The organism is Corallococcus macrosporus, from assembly GCF_017302985.1.
In the GTDB taxonomy this organism is placed as follows: Bacteria; Myxococcota; Myxococcia; order Myxococcales; family Myxococcaceae; genus Corallococcus; species Corallococcus macrosporus_A.
On sequence record NZ_JAFIMU010000004.1, the window covers coordinates 824,570 to 840,671 of the forward strand.

16 protein-coding genes and 2 tRNA genes are annotated in these 16,102 nt (G+C 68.8%); 10 read left to right on the forward strand and 8 right to left on the reverse strand.

The window, feature by feature from the left end:
- Positions 1-73: 73 nt before the first annotated feature.
- The 5 genes from JYK02_RS08565 to JYK02_RS08585 all read right to left on the reverse strand — a co-directional run bounded on the left by JYK02_RS08565 (position 74) and on the right by JYK02_RS08585 (position 4,373).
- Positions 74-1,423 (reverse strand): TfuA-like protein, encoded by a 1,350-nt coding sequence (locus tag JYK02_RS08565; protein ID WP_207050402.1) that lies wholly within the window; start codon positions 1,421-1,423, stop codon positions 74-76.
- Entirely contained in the window at positions 1,420-2,664 is a 1,245-nt protein-coding gene (locus JYK02_RS08570) for a YcaO-like family protein (protein ID WP_207050403.1), read from the reverse strand. The genes JYK02_RS08565 and JYK02_RS08570 overlap by 4 nt, the downstream gene beginning before the upstream one ends.
- Positions 2,661-3,017 carry a hypothetical protein gene (locus JYK02_RS08575; RefSeq protein ID WP_207050404.1) on the reverse strand — a complete coding sequence of 119 codons (357 nt, stop codon included), beginning with the start codon at positions 3,015-3,017 and terminating at the stop codon, positions 2,661-2,663. Before JYK02_RS08575 ends, JYK02_RS08570 begins: the two co-directional genes overlap by 4 nt.
- A 99-nt stretch (positions 3,018-3,116) precedes the next feature.
- On the reverse strand, positions 3,117-3,779 hold the full coding sequence (locus tag JYK02_RS08580; protein WP_207050405.1) for a hypothetical protein: 663 nt from the start codon (positions 3,777-3,779) through the stop codon (positions 3,117-3,119).
- Positions 3,780-3,998: 219 nt separating this feature from the next.
- Positions 3,999-4,373 (reverse strand): response regulator, encoded by a 375-nt coding sequence (locus JYK02_RS08585; protein ID WP_207050406.1) that lies wholly within the window; start codon positions 4,371-4,373, stop codon positions 3,999-4,001.
- 125 nt (positions 4,374-4,498) lie between these two features.
- On the opposite strand from JYK02_RS08585, the gene JYK02_RS08590 reads away from it, so the two are divergent.
- Both JYK02_RS08590 and JYK02_RS08595 read left to right on the forward strand, forming a co-directional pair.
- Complete coding sequence (locus tag JYK02_RS08590) at positions 4,499-5,122, forward strand: sigma-70 family RNA polymerase sigma factor (RefSeq protein WP_347402451.1); 624 nt, start codon at positions 4,499-4,501, stop codon at positions 5,120-5,122.
- Positions 5,123-5,571: 449 nt separating this feature from the next.
- Entirely contained in the window at positions 5,572-6,375 is an 804-nt protein-coding gene (locus JYK02_RS08595) for an alpha/beta hydrolase (protein ID WP_207050408.1), read from the forward strand.
- A 106-nt stretch (positions 6,376-6,481) separates the two neighbouring features.
- Here the strand turns inward: JYK02_RS08595 and JYK02_RS08600 are convergent.
- Together JYK02_RS08600 and JYK02_RS08605 are read right to left on the reverse strand one after the other, a co-directional pair.
- Positions 6,482-6,554 (reverse strand) — tRNA-Glu (locus tag JYK02_RS08600).
- A gap of 12 nt (positions 6,555-6,566) precedes the next feature.
- Positions 6,567-6,639: transfer RNA gene (locus JYK02_RS08605), tRNA-Lys, on the reverse strand.
- 183 nt (positions 6,640-6,822) lie between these two features.
- Here JYK02_RS08605 and greB point away from each other — a divergent pair.
- The 5 genes from greB to JYK02_RS08630 all read left to right on the forward strand — a co-directional run bounded on the left by greB (position 6,823) and on the right by JYK02_RS08630 (position 11,068).
- Positions 6,823-7,356 (forward strand): transcription elongation factor GreB, encoded by a 534-nt coding sequence (gene greB, locus JYK02_RS08610; RefSeq protein WP_207050409.1) that lies wholly within the window; start codon positions 6,823-6,825, stop codon positions 7,354-7,356.
- 9 nt (positions 7,357-7,365) lie between these two features.
- On the forward strand, positions 7,366-8,361 hold the full coding sequence (locus tag JYK02_RS08615) for a deacetylase (protein WP_207050410.1): 996 nt from the start codon (positions 7,366-7,368) through the stop codon (positions 8,359-8,361).
- Positions 8,362-8,546: 185 nt separating this feature from the next.
- Positions 8,547-9,866, forward strand: a complete 1,320-nt coding sequence (locus JYK02_RS08620) for a PhoH family protein (protein WP_207050411.1) — start codon at positions 8,547-8,549, stop codon at positions 9,864-9,866.
- Positions 9,867-9,900: 34 nt separating this feature from the next.
- Positions 9,901-10,218, forward strand: a complete 318-nt coding sequence (locus tag JYK02_RS08625; protein ID WP_207050412.1) for an HP0495 family protein — start codon at positions 9,901-9,903, stop codon at positions 10,216-10,218.
- Positions 10,219-10,306: 88 nt separating this feature from the next.
- The gene (locus JYK02_RS08630; RefSeq protein WP_207050413.1) at positions 10,307-11,068 is read left to right on the forward strand and encodes an SAM-dependent methyltransferase; all 762 of its coding nucleotides are present in this window, start codon (positions 10,307-10,309) and stop codon (positions 11,066-11,068) included.
- A gap of 66 nt (positions 11,069-11,134) precedes the next feature.
- Here JYK02_RS08630 and JYK02_RS08635 read toward each other — a convergent pair whose 3' ends face one another.
- Entirely contained in the window at positions 11,135-12,223 is a 1,089-nt protein-coding gene (locus tag JYK02_RS08635; RefSeq protein ID WP_207050414.1) for a diacylglycerol/lipid kinase family protein, read from the reverse strand.
- Positions 12,224-12,639: 416 nt separating this feature from the next.
- On the opposite strand from JYK02_RS08635, the gene dnaK reads away from it, so the two are divergent.
- The 3 genes from dnaK to JYK02_RS08650 all read left to right on the forward strand — a co-directional run bounded on the left by dnaK (position 12,640) and on the right by JYK02_RS08650 (position 16,055).
- Positions 12,640-14,553 (forward strand): molecular chaperone DnaK, encoded by a 1,914-nt coding sequence (gene dnaK / locus JYK02_RS08640; RefSeq protein WP_207050415.1) that lies wholly within the window; start codon positions 12,640-12,642, stop codon positions 14,551-14,553.
- A gap of 209 nt (positions 14,554-14,762) precedes the next feature.
- On the forward strand, positions 14,763-15,620 hold the full coding sequence (locus tag JYK02_RS08645) for a hypothetical protein (RefSeq protein ID WP_207050416.1): 858 nt from the start codon (positions 14,763-14,765) through the stop codon (positions 15,618-15,620).
- A gap of 27 nt (positions 15,621-15,647) precedes the next feature.
- Positions 15,648-16,055, forward strand: a complete 408-nt coding sequence (locus JYK02_RS08650) for a thiol-disulfide oxidoreductase DCC family protein (RefSeq protein ID WP_207050417.1) — start codon at positions 15,648-15,650, stop codon at positions 16,053-16,055.
- The last annotated feature ends 47 nt before the right edge of the window (positions 16,056-16,102 follow it).

Here is a 16,102-nt window from a genome sequence, read left to right on the forward strand (position 1 = left end):
GCTCGCGCACGCGCGGCGCCTCTCACGGATCAGGGTGGTGATGGCGGGACGGCCTTGCCTCGCTCTGCCTCTTTCAATCGGACGCCAGCGATCCCGCCTCCCGCAGATAGCAGTACTCCCGCAGCGCGGCCCGTCTGAGCGCATCCACGTGGGCGAAGCCGGCCTCGTTGCTGAAACGCTCGAGGTCGGTAGGGATGGACCGGCCGAGCCGCTCGGTGAAGTACCACTCCCAGAGCGCGTTGTCGGTGAGCCCGGCCTCGTCCAGCCCGGGCCGCTCCAGGCCGGCCCGGGCCAGGACCCGCTCCTTGTCCTCCAGGCGCTCCATCAGCGCCCCGTAGAGCCCGCGGGCGCGCAGATGATCCGGCAGGCAGCGGAGCACCTCGGGCTCGAGCAGCGCCTCGATCCTGCGCACCCGGGCCTCGTCCTCGAAGAAGCGCACGGGGGCCTCCAGCCGTTGCTCCGCCACCCAGTGTTCGAACTGCCTCAGGGTGAGCAGGTCCTTCTCGCGGCGGAATGCCTCGCAGGTCCGTCGCAGCCCCTCCGCATCCACCGTATCCGCCTGCCTTCGCGCCTCCTCCAGGGCCAGGGCTCGCGCCAGGGCGCCGGCACGGACCCGGGGCAGGAGGCCGGACACCCGCAGCTCCTCGAGCAGCGCCTCGCTCGCGAGGGTTTCGCGCGCCGGGGCTCCGGTGGGAAGCCGGCCCGCGCTCTGGCATGCGTCCGCCCAGGCGTCGGTATGCGCGAAGGCGTACGTCACCTGCTTGGGGCCGGGGCGGGCCGTCTGGTGGTCCCGCAGCGCGTGCAGCAGGGCCAGCGCATCGGCGCGCTTCTGGTCGACCCGTCCTCGCGGAAGCCATTCGCGCAGCCCTCGTAGCTCGTCCGGGGGCACCCCCTCACGGGGGGCCTGCGCGAAGAGTGCCGGCCAGCTCCGCTCCGGGTAGTGGAGCGCCTTGGCGAGCCGCACCAGCGTCGTGTGGGCTGGCGCGCTGATGACGCCCGCGCGCTCGGCGCCCTTCAGGGTGGCGCGGATGTTGACCAGGGCCTCCGACAGCGAGCGGAAGCCGTCCTCCGCGGATGCGTGAGCGATGGCCACCTCGTCGTCGTCCTCCAGCTCGCCACCCTGGAAGGCCTCGAAGATGGCGCCCACGCCCTGCATCCCGAAGGGCGCCAGCTCCGCCGCGCGCAGCGCGCCCATGCTCGAGGCGCCGAAGACGTGGATGCCCTCGGACATGGCCCAGAGGAGCTCCTTGTGCCAGACAGCGGGCACGTCATCAAAGTAGCCATCGATGAGTCCAATGGCCTCCGGGCGATCGAGCGCCGTCCGGTAGAGGTCCCCCTGGGCCGCGGGGGGAAGGAACACGGCGTCCAACTCGCGCGCCGCCTCCTGGGCGCCGAGCGTGGGCCCGGTGAAGACGTAGATCATGAAGCGTGCTCCCCCAGCACCTTCCGGGCGCGGGTGCCCGGGGTGTAGCCCGGCGTGCCGTGTTCGGGCTCCAGGCCGGGAACGACCACCCGCGCCACGGGGATGCGGAACTCGGGCCGGGTGAGGTCCACCACGGCGGCCTGCCGCAGCCCCGCCGCCGCCAGGCGCTCCAGCTCCCACGCCACGTCCTCGTCGAACGAGCGGCCCACGAAGGTGGAGACCTCCTGGAAGCACCGCGTGGGCGACTCGCCACGCATCCGCTCCACCTCCCGGCGCCAGCATTCTGGATCCTGGTAGGCCCGGTAGCAGCGGGCCACCCCCATGTCGTCGCGGGCGCCGGAGATGAGCGTGGCGCGCACCTGAAGCGCCTCGGTGAGTGCACGCAGCAGGGCGATCTCCCGGCTGGGATGACAGCCCGAGCCCGAGGTCGGCGCGCGCGGACGCAAGGGATCCAGCGAGCGCTCGGCGAGGGTGCAGAGGAAGGCGGGCAGCCCCACGTCGCTGGTCGTCTCCCAGACGGCCACCTCCAGATCGGCGCGCCCGACCTGCTCCAGCACCTGGAGGCAGGAGGCGTCCTCGACCGTGTCCAGCCGCAGCCGCGTGCGGCGCCGGGCGTGGTCACCCTGGAGGTGCCACAGGGTATTGGCGTCTCGCTCCACGACCTCGCACAGGCCGTGGCTGATGGCCTCCAGCAGGTGGTTGCCGGAGGCCAGCCCGTTGGAGCCCATGAGGAACGCGCCGCTGCCCTCGGGCAGCGGCAGGGTGAAGTCGGTGTGGACCAGCTCGTAGGGCAGCCACAGCGGCTCGCCGGTGGCGAGGTCGCGCCCTTCGACCCACAGCAGGCGCCGCGCCGGGTGGAAGTCGCTCACGGACAGTCGCGGCAGCGCGGCCACGTCCACCACGGGCTGGTGGGCCCGCAGCTCGTCGTAGCTGGCGCGCCGCAACGGCAGACAGATGTGCTCGGCATGGTAGGACTCCACCGCCTCCATCACTCCGGAGACCTTGGCGGCGGTGAGGTCCAATCCCTTGCCCTGGGAGATCGCCAGCGAGCGTGCATTGGGCCGGCAGACCGAAACCACGGGAACACCGAGGCGGTCCAGGCCCGTGATGTTGGCGACGCGGGTGATGCCCATCGCCGGCAGGAAGGGGCGCACGCGCCGGAGCGTCTCCTCGGGAGAGACCATCCGGTGCGTGCCCAGGCAGTGCCTCTTGGGGGCCTGCGCCGCGAGGGAGCGGTTCATTTCTTCGTGCTGCTCTTCCGGAGGCTGGCGAGATTCATGAGGAGGCACGCGCAGCCCACGCCCGGAAGGCTGTTGGCGGGCACATCCGCCAACACCACGCCCTGACCCACCAGGACGCTCATCTGGGGGGTCACGTCTTGAGGAAGCTCGGTGGATTCGTAGTCTTCCTTCTTGACCCAGAAGAACTTCTTTCCGGTCGGGCCGAGGATCACCAGGTCATCCGGGCCGACGATCTCGATATCAACGGCCTTCGGCTGGCGCTGCGCCCGTGCCTTCGCGACCCGGGCCGCCGGGCGCTGCCGAGGGCTTGTCTTCTTCTTCGGGGCCTCCGGTGGATTTCGACGAGTTGCCATGACGATCCCTCGCTTTGTCTGGGTGTTTGTTTCAGAGACAGATCCCGCTGCTCTTGAACGGACTTCGCTCCAGCCGGACAACACGGCCTGACATGGAGGTCAGCCGGCTCCGGGCCCGGACGGGTTGGTTGTGTACCCGGAGGCATTGACCCTCCCCGGTCCGGGGATCGGTATGCGGCCCCCGAAGGCTTGGATTCCATGCATCAGGTCCTGATGTTGGACCGTGTTGCTGTTGAGCTCGGCGTAGGGAATGACGTCCTTCAGCTTGTGCATCATCTGGTCGAGCGCGTTCGCGTCTTTGAGCCGCCACAGGTGCATGACGCGGTGGGGAGGATGGAGGCCATGGCCGGCGGCCAGCAGCGTCCAGCCGTTGTCCTGGAATGCGGGCAGTATCTCCGTCATGATTTCACTGAAACGGCTCAGATTGCCGTCCTTCACATCCAATTGGACGTGGAGGAGATGGCTGTTGGCGGTGAGCTCGGCGTCTGGCCTCCCGCTCGGCGCATAGCTCATCGCACGCAGCAACTCGACGTCACGCTGCTCGCAGTGGCTCATGAGCTGCGTGTATTGCTGGTTGTCCATCATGCCCGCCGCATCCATCACGCACTTGGTGTCGCTGCCAGCGTAGAGCTCGAGGATCCTGATGGGGAGGCCTGTCAGGGAATAGCAGGTGGCAAACCGTGACCAGCCGAGCTTGCTTGCGTCACTGCTCAGTCTGATGAGGTCCTGCGTGATGAACTCCGCGGCCTTGCTTGGCTTCACGGTGCTCGTGACGTGAAGGTAGACTCGCGGCTGGGCAGGCTCCTGCGGAGTCGTTTCGTCCTCTGGATTTCCCATCGTCAACCTTCCGTGGCGCGTGCGTCTGGCCAGGGCTCGGTTCGCCGCCCCGTTCGACACGGAAATTAAGCATTGGAATCCCTGGACCCGCTGTCCCGCGGGAGCATCCGGATGCACAAGATGGAGCAGTCGGCATGTCCGGCCTCACTCCGCGCGTGCTGCCCGCCGGCGGGCCTCCTCGAGTGTCCGGGTCACCACTTCCACGAACCGGGTCAGGTCCCCAGATTTGAGGAGGAAGGTCAGGACACCTGGGGCATGGGGATTCTGCGAAGCGCTGTGCATGATGATGGGGAGCCCCTGGAATTCCTTCACCTGCGCGAGCGCGGTGCACAGCTCAACGCCAGTCATGCGAGGCATCATGCAGTCCGTCACGACCAGGTCTGGCCGCTCACGCAGGGCCAGCGCCAATGCCTGCTCTCCATCCTGTGCGAGCAGGGTGCGGTGTCCCAGCAGCCCAAGGACCTCGGAAAGGATCTCGAGGATCTCGGTGTCGTCATCGACGAGAAGAATGGTGCTCATGGTGATCGTCCCCCCCTTGGAAGCCGACGCTCTGACATGAGCGCCGCTCCTCCTTCCTCAAGACCCGGGAATCCCGCGGTGTGATGGGCGGGACAGGTTCCCGCGACGCACCCGGAGGATCAGCCGTGCAAGCAGACAACCAGACGAGATGGGACGACGAGATTCACGACCTCTGCCGGCGAAAGCAGATGAACCAGGCCGTGGAATTGGCGGTGCGCGGCTACGGGCCAGAGGTTCGCCGGCTGATGTTCGCCATCCTCCAGGATGATGCGCGCGTCCAGGATGCCTTCGGCCTCTTTTGCGAGGGCCTGGTCAAAGGACTGCCGCGCTTCCGGTGGGAGAGCTCCCTCTGGACCTGGATCCAACGCATGGCACGCAACGCCTGCTACAAGCAGGTGAATGCAGCCGCCGTGCGGTATCCGCACCTGCGCCTGTCCGAGGCGCCCGAGCAGCCCGCGGGCCGACGCTCCTTGACGGATCCATGGCAGCGCACGCTCGTGAAGGAGCGCTTCCGGGCCTTGCGGCGCAAGCTGGAGCCACAGCAGCAAAGGCTTCTGGAGCTTCGCCTGGACCAGCGGCTTCCCTGGACGGAGGTGGTCCGGTTGATGGCGACCGCCGAGGAGCCGCTGACGCAAGAAGCGCAAGCCCGCCGGGCGGCGGCACTGCGCCAGCAGTTCCAACGCGCGAAGTCCCACCTGCGCTCCCTGGCCGTGCAGGAAGGGCTGCTCGCTTATCAAGACACGATGTAGCAGGGCGCCACCGCGCTCGCGTGCCCCATGTGAGTGAATCGGGGCACGTCGAGCCCACAGGGCAGTTCCCTCCAGTCTTGGAGACATTTGGGAGACGGGGGGACCCTCCTGCAACGTCGCAGCGCCTCGGCTTGACATCCCGCCGGGAGATCAAGTTCCCTAGACTGAACGCGGTCTGCTCGCGCGCAGTCCCATCACCAGCCCATGCCTGGTGAAGGTCTGGGACGAAGGGGATTCGATTCCTCGGGCTCTGTGCAGCAGGTCGCATCGCTTCCTCTGCGGAACGCGAGCGCATGGGGCTTCGCACCGCGTCGAGGCAGGCGATGACCGTCCGTCGGAATGAAAAGAAGAGGGCTCGTGCGCTCCAGAAGCAGAGCGGCGAGCCGTATACGGCCGTTCTCGAACGCCTCCGGCGCTCTCACGCAATTGTTTCGCGAGTGAGGACCCAAATGGCTGAGATCGACTTGAGCAAGCCCATCGTCTACCGCGTCGAGGGGATGAACCACACGGCAACGCGGCGCAACGAAGTCTACCTCGTGGACGGAGACGAGAAGCTGCTGATGGACCTGCAGCTGCCGCCCAACCTCCCATCCGGAGCCCGGGTACCGGCCATCTTCTTCGTCCACGGCGGCCCCATCCCGCGAGAGGGCGTGCCACCCAAGGAGTGGGGCATCTTCCAGTCCTACTCGGCGCTCGCGGCAGCGTCCGGGTTCGTGGGGGTGGCTTTCAATCATCGCCTGCACACGCCGGAGGACTACCCCCGCTCCCAGAGCGACATCGCCGCGGCGGTGGAGTACGTCCGGATCCACGCGGACAGGCTGAACGTGGACCCGTCCCGGATCGCGCTCTGGTATTTCTCAGGCGCAGGACCGCAGCTCTCGTGGGTCCTCCGCGAACGCCCGACCTCCGTGCGCTGCGCGCTCGCGTTCTATGCGCTCCTCGACGTCCGGGCCCTCGTGCCTCCGGGGGCGCCGCCCGTCCTCCTGGAGCAGGCTGCCGCCTACTCGCCCGCCGCGCTCGTAGGGACACGGGCCAAGGGGCTGCCCCTCTTCGTCGCCCGGGCCGGCCAGGATTCGCCGATGGTGAACCAGTCGATTGACGCCTTCATGCGCGAAGCAGCCGCTGCCGACGTTCAGATTGACTTCGCCGACCACCCGGAAGGCCGTCACACCTTCGACGTCCTGGACGACGTCGAGCGCTCCCGCGAAATCATTGCTCAAGCGATGGCCTTCGTAAGGGCGCATCTCCTGTAGCGACAGCAGGGTCTTTCTTCGTATCCGTCCGGAGACGCGAAGGGGCCTGAAAACACCGAGGCCGGAAACCGCTGGGTCTCAGCGGCTTCCGGCCTCGGTCCTTCAGTGTCCCCGACGGGATTCGAACCCGTGTTACCGGCTTGAAAGGCCAGCGTCCTGGGCCTCTAGACGACGGGGACGTCGTCACTGCTTGAGTCGCGGGGGGCTCGAACCCCCGACCCTCGGCTTAAAAGGCCGGTGCTCTACCAGCTGAGCTAGCGACTCGCTATTCTTTTTTGCACGGCTCGGAGCCGCCAGCGGTTCCGCGAGGCGCTTCCTACCAGCAGCGCCCGGGGAGTTCCACTGGCGATCGCAGGCGCCGCTTCCTGACACGCTCCGTCCTGGCCCCGGTGAACATCCCGCCCCCGGCGCCCTCCGCCCGTCAGCGTCCGGCGCTATACACAGGGCATGTCCCAGGAAGTTCCCGAACCGCCCGACGCCGAGGACGAAGAGGCAGGGGAGCAGGCCCCGTTCCGCCGCTACCTCACCCGGGTGGGCGCCGAGCGCATGCACCGCGAGCTCCTCCAGCTCCTCAACGAGGCGCGCCCCAAGGTCACCGCCGAGGTGTCCGCCGCCGCCGCCCAGGGCGACCGTTCAGAAAACGCCGAATACATCTACGGCAAGAAGCGCCTGAGGGAGATCGACCGGCGCATCCGCTTCCTCCAGAAGCGCCTGGATACCGCCACCATCGTCAACCCGGCGGAACAGGAGGACCGCTCGAAAGTCTACTTCGGCGCCACCGTCACCCTGGAGGACGAGGCCGGAAGCCGCAGCACGTACCAGATTGTCGGTTCGGACGAGATCGACGCCTCCGGAGGCCGCATCAGCGTCGAGTCACCCATGGGCCGCGCGCTGCTGCGCAAGGCCCCGGGCGACACCGTGGAGGTGCGGCGCCCCCGGGGTGAGATTGAGCTCACCCTGGTGGACATCCGCTACGACTAGGACACCCCCATGCCCCGGACGCCAGAGCTCAGCCCCCACGCTCGCCGCACCTATTCGCGCCTGAGCAGCCTGGACCTCTCCGCGTCCGGGGGCGAGTCCCTGTCCCTGGACGACCTGGGTTTGGAGTCCGGCGGCGACCGCGTGAGCCTGGCGTTCGGCACCTACAGCCGCGAGGGCCTGGAGCGCGCCCTCCAGGCCTATGGCTTCGCGAAGCGCCTGGAGGAGCGGGTGGGCCCCTTCGAGCTGCGCCTGTCCTGCCAGGACCCGTTCCAGCCGCGCCTCACCGTCCTGAGCCGCCGCTACCACTCGCCCGTCGTGGACCTGTCCCTGCGGCAGGTCCCGGGCTCGGAGGTGGGCTTCACCCGCGCGGTGGCGGAGGCCCCGCTGCTCTACGTGGACAGCCTCCTGCTGCAGCACCCCGGCCGCCCCTTCGACTGGAGCCGGCCGCCGCTGCCCGGACAGCTCCACCCCGGCCTGTCGCTGTCGCGCGACATCCTGGAGCTCCTGCACCTCATGGCCCGCCGCATCGGCGCGGAAGGGGTGGCGCTGGTGCCCGCGACGTTCTCCGCCGCGTGCTTCTACGAGTCACGCTTCAGCTTCGTGGACGGCGCCGCGCAGGGCCGGTTCAGCGCGCTTCGCCGCGCGGGCCGCGGCTGGCCCCGGTGGCTGCTGGCGTGGGCGGTGGAGCTGGGCTGCATGCGGGACGCGCAGGGACAGCCGGCCCTCTTCACGCCCTCGCCGATGATCAGCCCCCTGTCGCGGCGGGTGGCCCGGCGGCTGGACACCGGCGGCTGGCACCGGGCCTTTCGCTTCCACTCGAAGCAGGTGCTGTCGCTGGACGAAGAGGCGCTGCAGGCGCGCTTCCCCTGGGCCCGCATGCCCCCCGGCCCCCCGCCCGAAAGGGTGGTGGAGCTGCTCGGGTATGATCCGCTGGCGCCCGCGTCGCCGTACCAGGACGCCTGGGAGCCGGCGGGCGCTGCGCCGCGCACCGCCGCGACGTCCTGAGCGGCCGCTGTAGCGCCCTGTTCCGTCGGAAAGGGGCCGTGCTGTTTCGGACGGACCTTCGCGCTTTCAGACGGGAATGCGGCTGGTGGCCTCTCGTTCGGTGCCTATATTGAGAGCCGTTGGTCCTCCACCGTCGCTCGCCGTCAGCAATCGCACCCGAACCAGGTCAGGTCGCGAAGCCCACGATGCGAAAGAACTTCATCCTCGACACGAACGTCCTCCTCCATGACCCCCGCAGCATCTACGGGTTCAAGGACAACAACGTCATCATCCCCATCTACGTCATCGAGGAGATTGATCAGTTCAAGCGCGATCTCTCCGAGCTGGGGCGCAACGCGCGACTGGTGGCGCGCTACCTGGACTCCTTCCGCGCCGAAGGCTCCATGAAGGAGGGCGTCCCGCTGCCGCACGGCGGGATGCTCCGCGTGGCCTTCACCGACCGTTCGCTGCCGTCCTCCATGGCGGACAGCAACCTGGTGGACAACCGCATCCTCGCGGTGGCCCTGGACCTGATGGAGACGGAGCCGGACACCCAGGCCGTCTTCATCACCAAGGACACCAACCTGCGCATCCGCGCCGACGCCCTGGGCCTGTCCGCCCAGGACTTCGACACCGAGCGCGTCGAGATCACCGACCTCTACACGGGCTTCACGGAGCTGCTCGTCCCCACGGACATGGTGGATCAGCTCTACAAGCCCGGCGGCGAGGTGGAGGTGCCGGCGCAGGACCGGCTCTTCCCCAACCAACTGGTGCTGCTCAAGGACGAGCTCAACCCGTCCCACACCGCCATGGCCCGCTTCAACGGCGCCAAGGCACGGCTCGTGCCGCTCGCGCGCCAGAGCAAGGAAGGCACCTGGGGCATCCGCCCGCGCAACATGGAGCAGGCCTTCTGCCTGGACCTCCTGCTCAACGACGAGATCAAGCTCGTGACCATCGTGGGCAAGGCCGGCACGGGCAAGACGCTGCTCGCCATCGCCGCGGGCCTGCAGAAGGTGACGGAGGAGGGGCTGTACCACAAGCTGCTGGTCAGCCGTCCCATCTTCCCCCTGGGCCGGGACATCGGCTACCTGCCGGGCAGCGTCGAGGAGAAGCTCAACCCCTGGATGCAGCCCATCTTCGACAACGTCGAGTTCCTCATGAACCTGAGCCGCGCGGACAAGAAGGCCGGGCGCGGCCACCATGAGCTCATCGACCTGGGGCTGATGGAGATCGAGCCGCTCACGTACATCCGCGGGCGCAGCATCCCCAACCAGTTCATCATCGTCGACGAGGCGCAGAACCTCACCCCGCACGAGGTGAAGACCATCCTCACCCGCGTGGGCGACAACACGAAGATCATCCTCACCGGCGACCCGTTCCAGATCGACAACCCGTACGTGGACTCGACGAACAACGGCCTGGTGCACGTGGTCAACCGCTTCAAGAACGAGAAGATCGCCGGCCACATCACCATGGCCAAGGGCGAGCGCAGCATGCTGGCCGAGTTGGCGGCCAACCTGCTGTAGAGCGCCCGGGCCCCGTGCCTGCTAGAGACGAGTCATGACCCAGGACGGCACCGACAAGCCCGACACCCCCGGCGAGGAGAAGAAGCCCCTCGTCGAGTACCCCTCCGTCTACGAGTACAAGGTGATGGGCAAGGCGACGGTCGAGGAGACGGCCGAGTTCGAGGAACACGTGCGCTCGCTCTTCCGGCGGAAGATGGGGATGGAGGTATCCCCGGACTCCATCCACGTGCAGCACAGCCGCAAGGGGAAGTTCGTGTCCCTGAGCGTGTCCGTGCTGCTGCTCTCCGAAGAGCAGCGCCGGGGCATCTACGAGGCGCTGCACCAGGATCCGCGCATCGTCTACTACCTGTGAGGCAGGCGGTGCGCGGGCGGATGCCCCAGGGGGGCCTGGGCCCCTCCGGCGGCTGGAAGTCCGGCCAGGGTGCGTATATGAGGGTGGAATGAGTCCCGCCGAGCACTTCCCGCTGTACCACCCGCCGGGGGCGCAGCGCGCGTTCGGATCCGACGACGCCGTGCGCCGCTTCGCCAAGGTGGCCCAGCTCGAGCAGGGCTCGCGCGTGCTGGTGCTCGGCTGTGGGCCGGAGGGCGGCGCCGCCGTGCTGCTCGCCCAGGAGCTGAAGTGCTCCGTGGTGGCCGTGGACACGGAGGAGACCCTGGTGTCCCCCGTGCGGGAGCGCGTGCGTTCCCAGGGCTTGTCGGATCGCATCGAGGTGCGCCGCGTGGCGCCGGACGCGCTGGGCATGCTGGACGGCCCGTTCCACGGCATCCTCGTGCCGGGGCGCGTGCAGTACCCGCTGGACGTGTCGCTGCGCGTGTTCCGCCCGCTGCTGGGCAAGCGCGGCCGCGTGGGCTTCACCTTCCCGGCGCGCGTGGGCCGCTTCACGCCCAAGCCCGTGCTGGACTGGTGGGAGAAGCGCCTGGGCGCGCCGCTGCTGCTGCCGCGCGAACTGCTCCAGGCGCTGGAGACCTCCGGCTTCGAGCCGGAGTCCGTGGAGTCGCTGCACGACACGGAGCTGGACGCGCTCTACAAGGACATGGAAGCGCACCTGCCGGAAGCGGCCTCGCCGGAGAGCGCCGCCTTCCGCGAGGAGCTGGCCCTGCACCGCGAGCACAACCAGCGGCCGGGCGTCAGCTACGCGTTCGCCGTGGGGCGGCGCAAGGAGCCGGGTGAGAAGCCCCCGGCGTCGCGCGATCGCGGCTGACAGCGGCAGGGGCTTGAAGCGTGGGGGAGGGGCCCGGAGGTTCTTCGGGCCCTTCAACCGCCGGGACTACTGCACGCCGTTGAAGTCGAGCAGCTCGATGGACTCGGGCGCCACGGACAGCGTGACCTGCTCGCGGTAGCCGGCCGCGTCGCCGCCGACCTGGAAGGGCATGGGGCGCGCGAAGCGGATGGTGACCTCGCGGGCGTGGAAGTCGTGCAGGCCCTCGGGCGCCCAGCGGCCGTTCCACAGGCGGGGCAGGTTCGCCAGCACCTGCGTGGGCGACACCTGGCCCAGGCGCAGCTGCAGGAAGCCCCGGCGGTCATTCGCGTGGGGGAACATGCGGAAGCCGTAGCCGTAGAAGGGCATGGTGCCCGCGGCGGCCATCATCAGCTTGCCCCGGAAGAGCACGGCGCCCGGCGCCAGCGGCCCGCCCACGGCCTGGCCTTCGGCGCCCAGGCGGTAGGCCTCCGACGGCCCGTTGACGACTTCGCACTCCACCAGCACGGAGCTGGTGAGGTAGTGCGGCACCGTCTTGAAGGCCACCGCGGAGAAGTAGCCGCCACCGCCGGACATGACCCGCTTGAACATGCCCTTGCCCAGCGACTCCTTCACGGAGATGTAGTCGTTGAGCACCTTGCCATCCACGCCCAGGCCCGCGAAGGGCGCGCGCTGGCCGTCCACCTGCACCAGGTCCATGGTGCGAACGCCGGGCACTTCCGCCGCGCGGGCGCGCACCACGTCGTTGAGGATGCCGTCGCCGCGCGTGCTGGACGCGTTGACGAACGCCGCGATGCCGTTGCCCGTGCCCAGCTTGAGGATGCCGAAGCGCGGCGCGCTCTGGCCGGCGAACTTCCCGCGCGGGCCCACCTGCTGCAGCACCTCGTTCACGAAGCCCATGAAGGTGCCGTCGCCGCCGCCCGTGAAGACCGTGGGGTAGCCCCGCTCCAGCACCGTCTGCGCGATGCGGCGCGCGTCCAGCGGCGAGCGCGACAGGAACAGGTCCTCTTCCGGCACCACGTGCGACAGCAGCTTGACGACCCGGGCATCCACCTTGCGGGCGTTCGCGTTCAGCAGCACCGCGACCTTCGGTTCGGCGGACGGCTGCGCCGCCGGCGAGCGGCGGAAGTCCGTGGAACGGAGGGGCTGAACCAGCATGGACGACTCCAGGGGGGCGGGGAGCGGTATGACAGCGCTGACGCGGTTTGGACTGTGCACTTTTCTCGCCAACCCCTGACGCGCGGCGTTAGCCGGGCCGCCTGATGTGATTTCGAGGGGTTGAACGGTCCGCTGGTGTCCAATATGCCCGCCCGGTTGCTACCGCGGGGTGACGGCGGTGTAGAGCGCGTTACGCACCCGTGGCGTCCGGATGGCGTTCAGGTGACGCAGCGCCTCCTGGAGGCCTGGGGGCCCTGCGCACTGCGCTACGCAGCAGCCGTCATCACCTTTGCGCTGGGTGCCCGGGCCTACGGGGAAACCCGTCCTCGCGTTTGACACGCCGGGGGGGGTGGTTACGTTGGGCATACATCGGGATTTCGCAGGAAAAACGCAGTCATTTCCAGAGGATGGGAACCGTGGGCAAGATTATCGGAATCGACCTGGGCACCACGAACAGCGTGGTGGCGATCATGGAGGGTCGCGAGCCCAAGGTCATCGTCAACGAAGAGGGAGCCCCCACCACGCCTTCAGTGGTCGCGTTCACGAAGGACGGGGAGCGCCTGGTCGGTCAGGTGGCGAAGCGCCAGGCCATCACCAACCCGGAGCAGACCGTCTACTCGGTGAAGCGCTTCATGGGCCGCCGTTTCGAGGAGACGACCGAGGAAGCGAAGCTCGTCCCCTACAAGGTGGCCCGGGGCCCCAACGGCGACGCGCGCGTGGACATCGCGGGCAAGCAGTACAGCGCGCCGGAGATCAGCGCGCAGGTGCTGCTGAAGCTCAAGCGCGCCGCGGAGAACTACCTGGGTGAGAAGGTGACGGAGGCGGTCATCACCGTCCCCGCGTACTTCAACGACGCCCAGCGCCAGGCCACGAAGGACGCCGGTGAGATCGCCGGCCTCACGGTGCGCCGCATCGTGAACGAGCCCACCGCCGCCGCGCTCGCGTACGGCATGGACAAGAAGAAGGACGAGAAGATCGCCGTCTACGACTTCGGCGGCGGCACCTTCGACGTGTCCATCCTGGAGGTGGGCGAGAGCGTCGTGGACGTGCTCGCGACCAACGGCGACACGCACCTGGGCGGTGACAACATCGACCTGGAGATCATGAACTGGCTGATCAGCGAGTTCAAGAAGGACACCGGGCTCGACGTCAGCAAGGACAAGATGGTCATCCAGCGCCTGAAGGAGGCGGCGGAGAAGGCCAAGATCGAGCTGTCCAGCGCGATGCAGACGGACATCAACCTGCCGTTCCTCACGGCGGACGCGTCCGGTCCGAAGCACCTGAACGTGAAGCTCACGCGCGCCAAGTTCGAGCAGATGATTGGGCCGCTGGTGGAGCGTTCGCTGGAGCCGTGCCGCAAGTGCCTCAAGGACGCGGGCCTGGAGCCCAAGGACCTCAACGAGGTCGTGCTCGTGGGCGGTACCACGCGCATCCCCATGGTGCAGGAGGCGGTGAAGCGGCTGTTCGGCAAGGAGCCGAACCGCACGGTGAACCCGGACGAGGTCGTGGCGGTGGGCGCCGCGGTGCAGGCGGGCGTGCTCTCCGGCGAGGTGAAGGACATCCTCCTGCTGGACGTGACGCCGCTGTCGCTGGGCGTGGAGACGCTGGGCGGCGTGATGACGAAGCTCATCGAGCGCAACACGACCATCCCCACGCGCAAGTCGGAGACCTTCTCCACGGCGGCGGACGGCCAGACGCAGGTGGAGATCCACGTGCTGCAGGGTGAGCGCGAGATGGCGGGCGACAACCGCAGCCTCGGCCGCTTCCACCTGACGGGCATGCCTCCGGCGCCGCGCGGCGTGCCGCAGATCGAGGTGACGTTCGACATCGACGCGAACGGCATCCTCAACGTCAGCGCGAAGGACAAGGCGACCGGCAAGGAGCAGAAGGTCACCATCAGCCACTCGTCCGGTCTGTCGAAGGACGAAGTGACCAAGATGGTCGACGACGCTCGCAGCAACGAGTCCGCCGACAAGGCGCGCCGCGAGCTGGTCGAGGTGAAGAACCAGGCGGAGAGCCAGGCCTACGCCGCGGAGAAGATGGTCAAGGAGAACAAGGACAAGCTCACCCCCGACGTGGCGAAGGCCATCGAGGACGGTGTCGCGGAGCTCAACAAGGTCCGCGAGGGGCAGGACAAGGACGCCATCAAGGCGGCCCTCGAGAAGCTCCAGCAGGCCAGCTACAAGGCGGCGGAGGAGATGTACCGCGCCACCGGCGGCGCGCCGGGCGCCACGCCTCCTCCGGGCGCCGAGCCCTCCGCGGCTCCGGGCTCCAGCGCCCAGCCGTCCGCGAAGGACGACGTGGTGGACGCCGAGTTCCGCCAGTCGTAAGGCCGTGAGCCGCCCGCCGCCTGGCGGGGGCTGAAGTCCGAGGGCCGGTGCTCCGACGAGGGGCGCCGGCCTTCGTCTTTTCGGACGGGTGTGCCGGACGCGGGATGAGGGCCGGGAGCAACCCCGCGATTTCACGCAGGCCCTGGCTGGCGAAGGCACTGCAAGGGGCGGACGGGGTCCTCGCTGTCCTCCACGAAGGTGTCCGCTCCATGTCCCGCATCGACTCGCTGCTGTCCGCCGTCCTCCCGGACGTCACCGCTCCTGAAGCCACGTCCGCTTCCTCGGCCCCGCGCTCGAAGGAGCCTTCACGGACGACGGCCGCTCCGGCCAACTCCGTGGAGGTGTTTCGGGGTTCAGCCTCGCCGGCCACGGGTCCCGCGCGGACAGCGCCGGCAGCGCCCCGGACGCGGGAGGGCAATGGCTTCGACTTCGGCGTGGGCGGCGCGTTCCCGCCGAGGCCCACGGGCTCCGTGCAGGAGCAGGTGAAGCAGGGGGCGCGGCTCATGGAGCAGACCCAGGCCGCGGCCTTCAGCGTGACGTTCGAGCCGGGGCCCGCGATGGATGCCTATGCGCGCAAGCAGCTGGGGCACCTGGATCCGAGCCCTCCCATCGCGGGCGCGCCCACGGCGCTCACGGACTACACGAGCACCCTCCCCGGCGTGTCCGCGAAGGCGGCCTTCGAGGCCTTCGTCAGCAACCCGGAGCTGCTCTTCGGCGCGGCGGGCATCTCGCTGCGGCCGGCGGCGAGCGTGCTGACGGACGGCGCCCGGCTGTTCCTGGAGGAGAAAGGGCCGCCGCCGGTGTGGGCGCCCATCGTGGTGAAGCTCAACGAGACGGAGCGCGTCGTCCACATCACCACCCTGGATGGACACCCGCTGCGGGGCACCAACCAGTTCGTCTTCGACGACGACGGCAGCGGAGGCACGCGCATCCGACAGTACTCTGCCTTCCAGGGCAGCTCTCCGGCGACGTCGGTGGGCCTCGCGCTGATGGATCCTATTGAACGGCAGCACGACATCTGGCGCAGCGTGCACGGACAACTGCATGAGATGCTCAAGCCGCGTTGACATACTGGGCCCTGGGGGAGGTGACGCATGACGACGCTCCAGACGACACCGCCGGGACACGACGTGGTCCTCTACGACAGCCACTGCCGCGTGTGCAGCGGCGCCGCGCGGGAGATGCGCAAGCTGGTGGGCGGGCAGGGCACGCAGCTGCTCTCGTTCCGCGACGAGGGCGTGCTGGACGCCTTCCCGGGCGTGAGCTTCGAGCGCTGTGAGAAGGCCATGCAGCTCATCCAGGCGGATGGCCGGGTCCTGGAGGGCGCGGAGGCCATCGTCCGCGCGCTGGGCAGGCGGCCCCTGGGGCGGCTGCTCTACGTGTACTACGTGCCGGGCTTCAAGCAGCTGGCGGACGCGGTGTATGGGGTGGTGGCCCGCTACCGCTTCCGCATCGCGGGTCGCGACTGCCCCGACGGGGCCTGCGCGGTGCACTTCAAATAGGGGGAGGGGCGCGGGTAGCATGCGGCCTTCCCCGCAGCCCCTGGCCC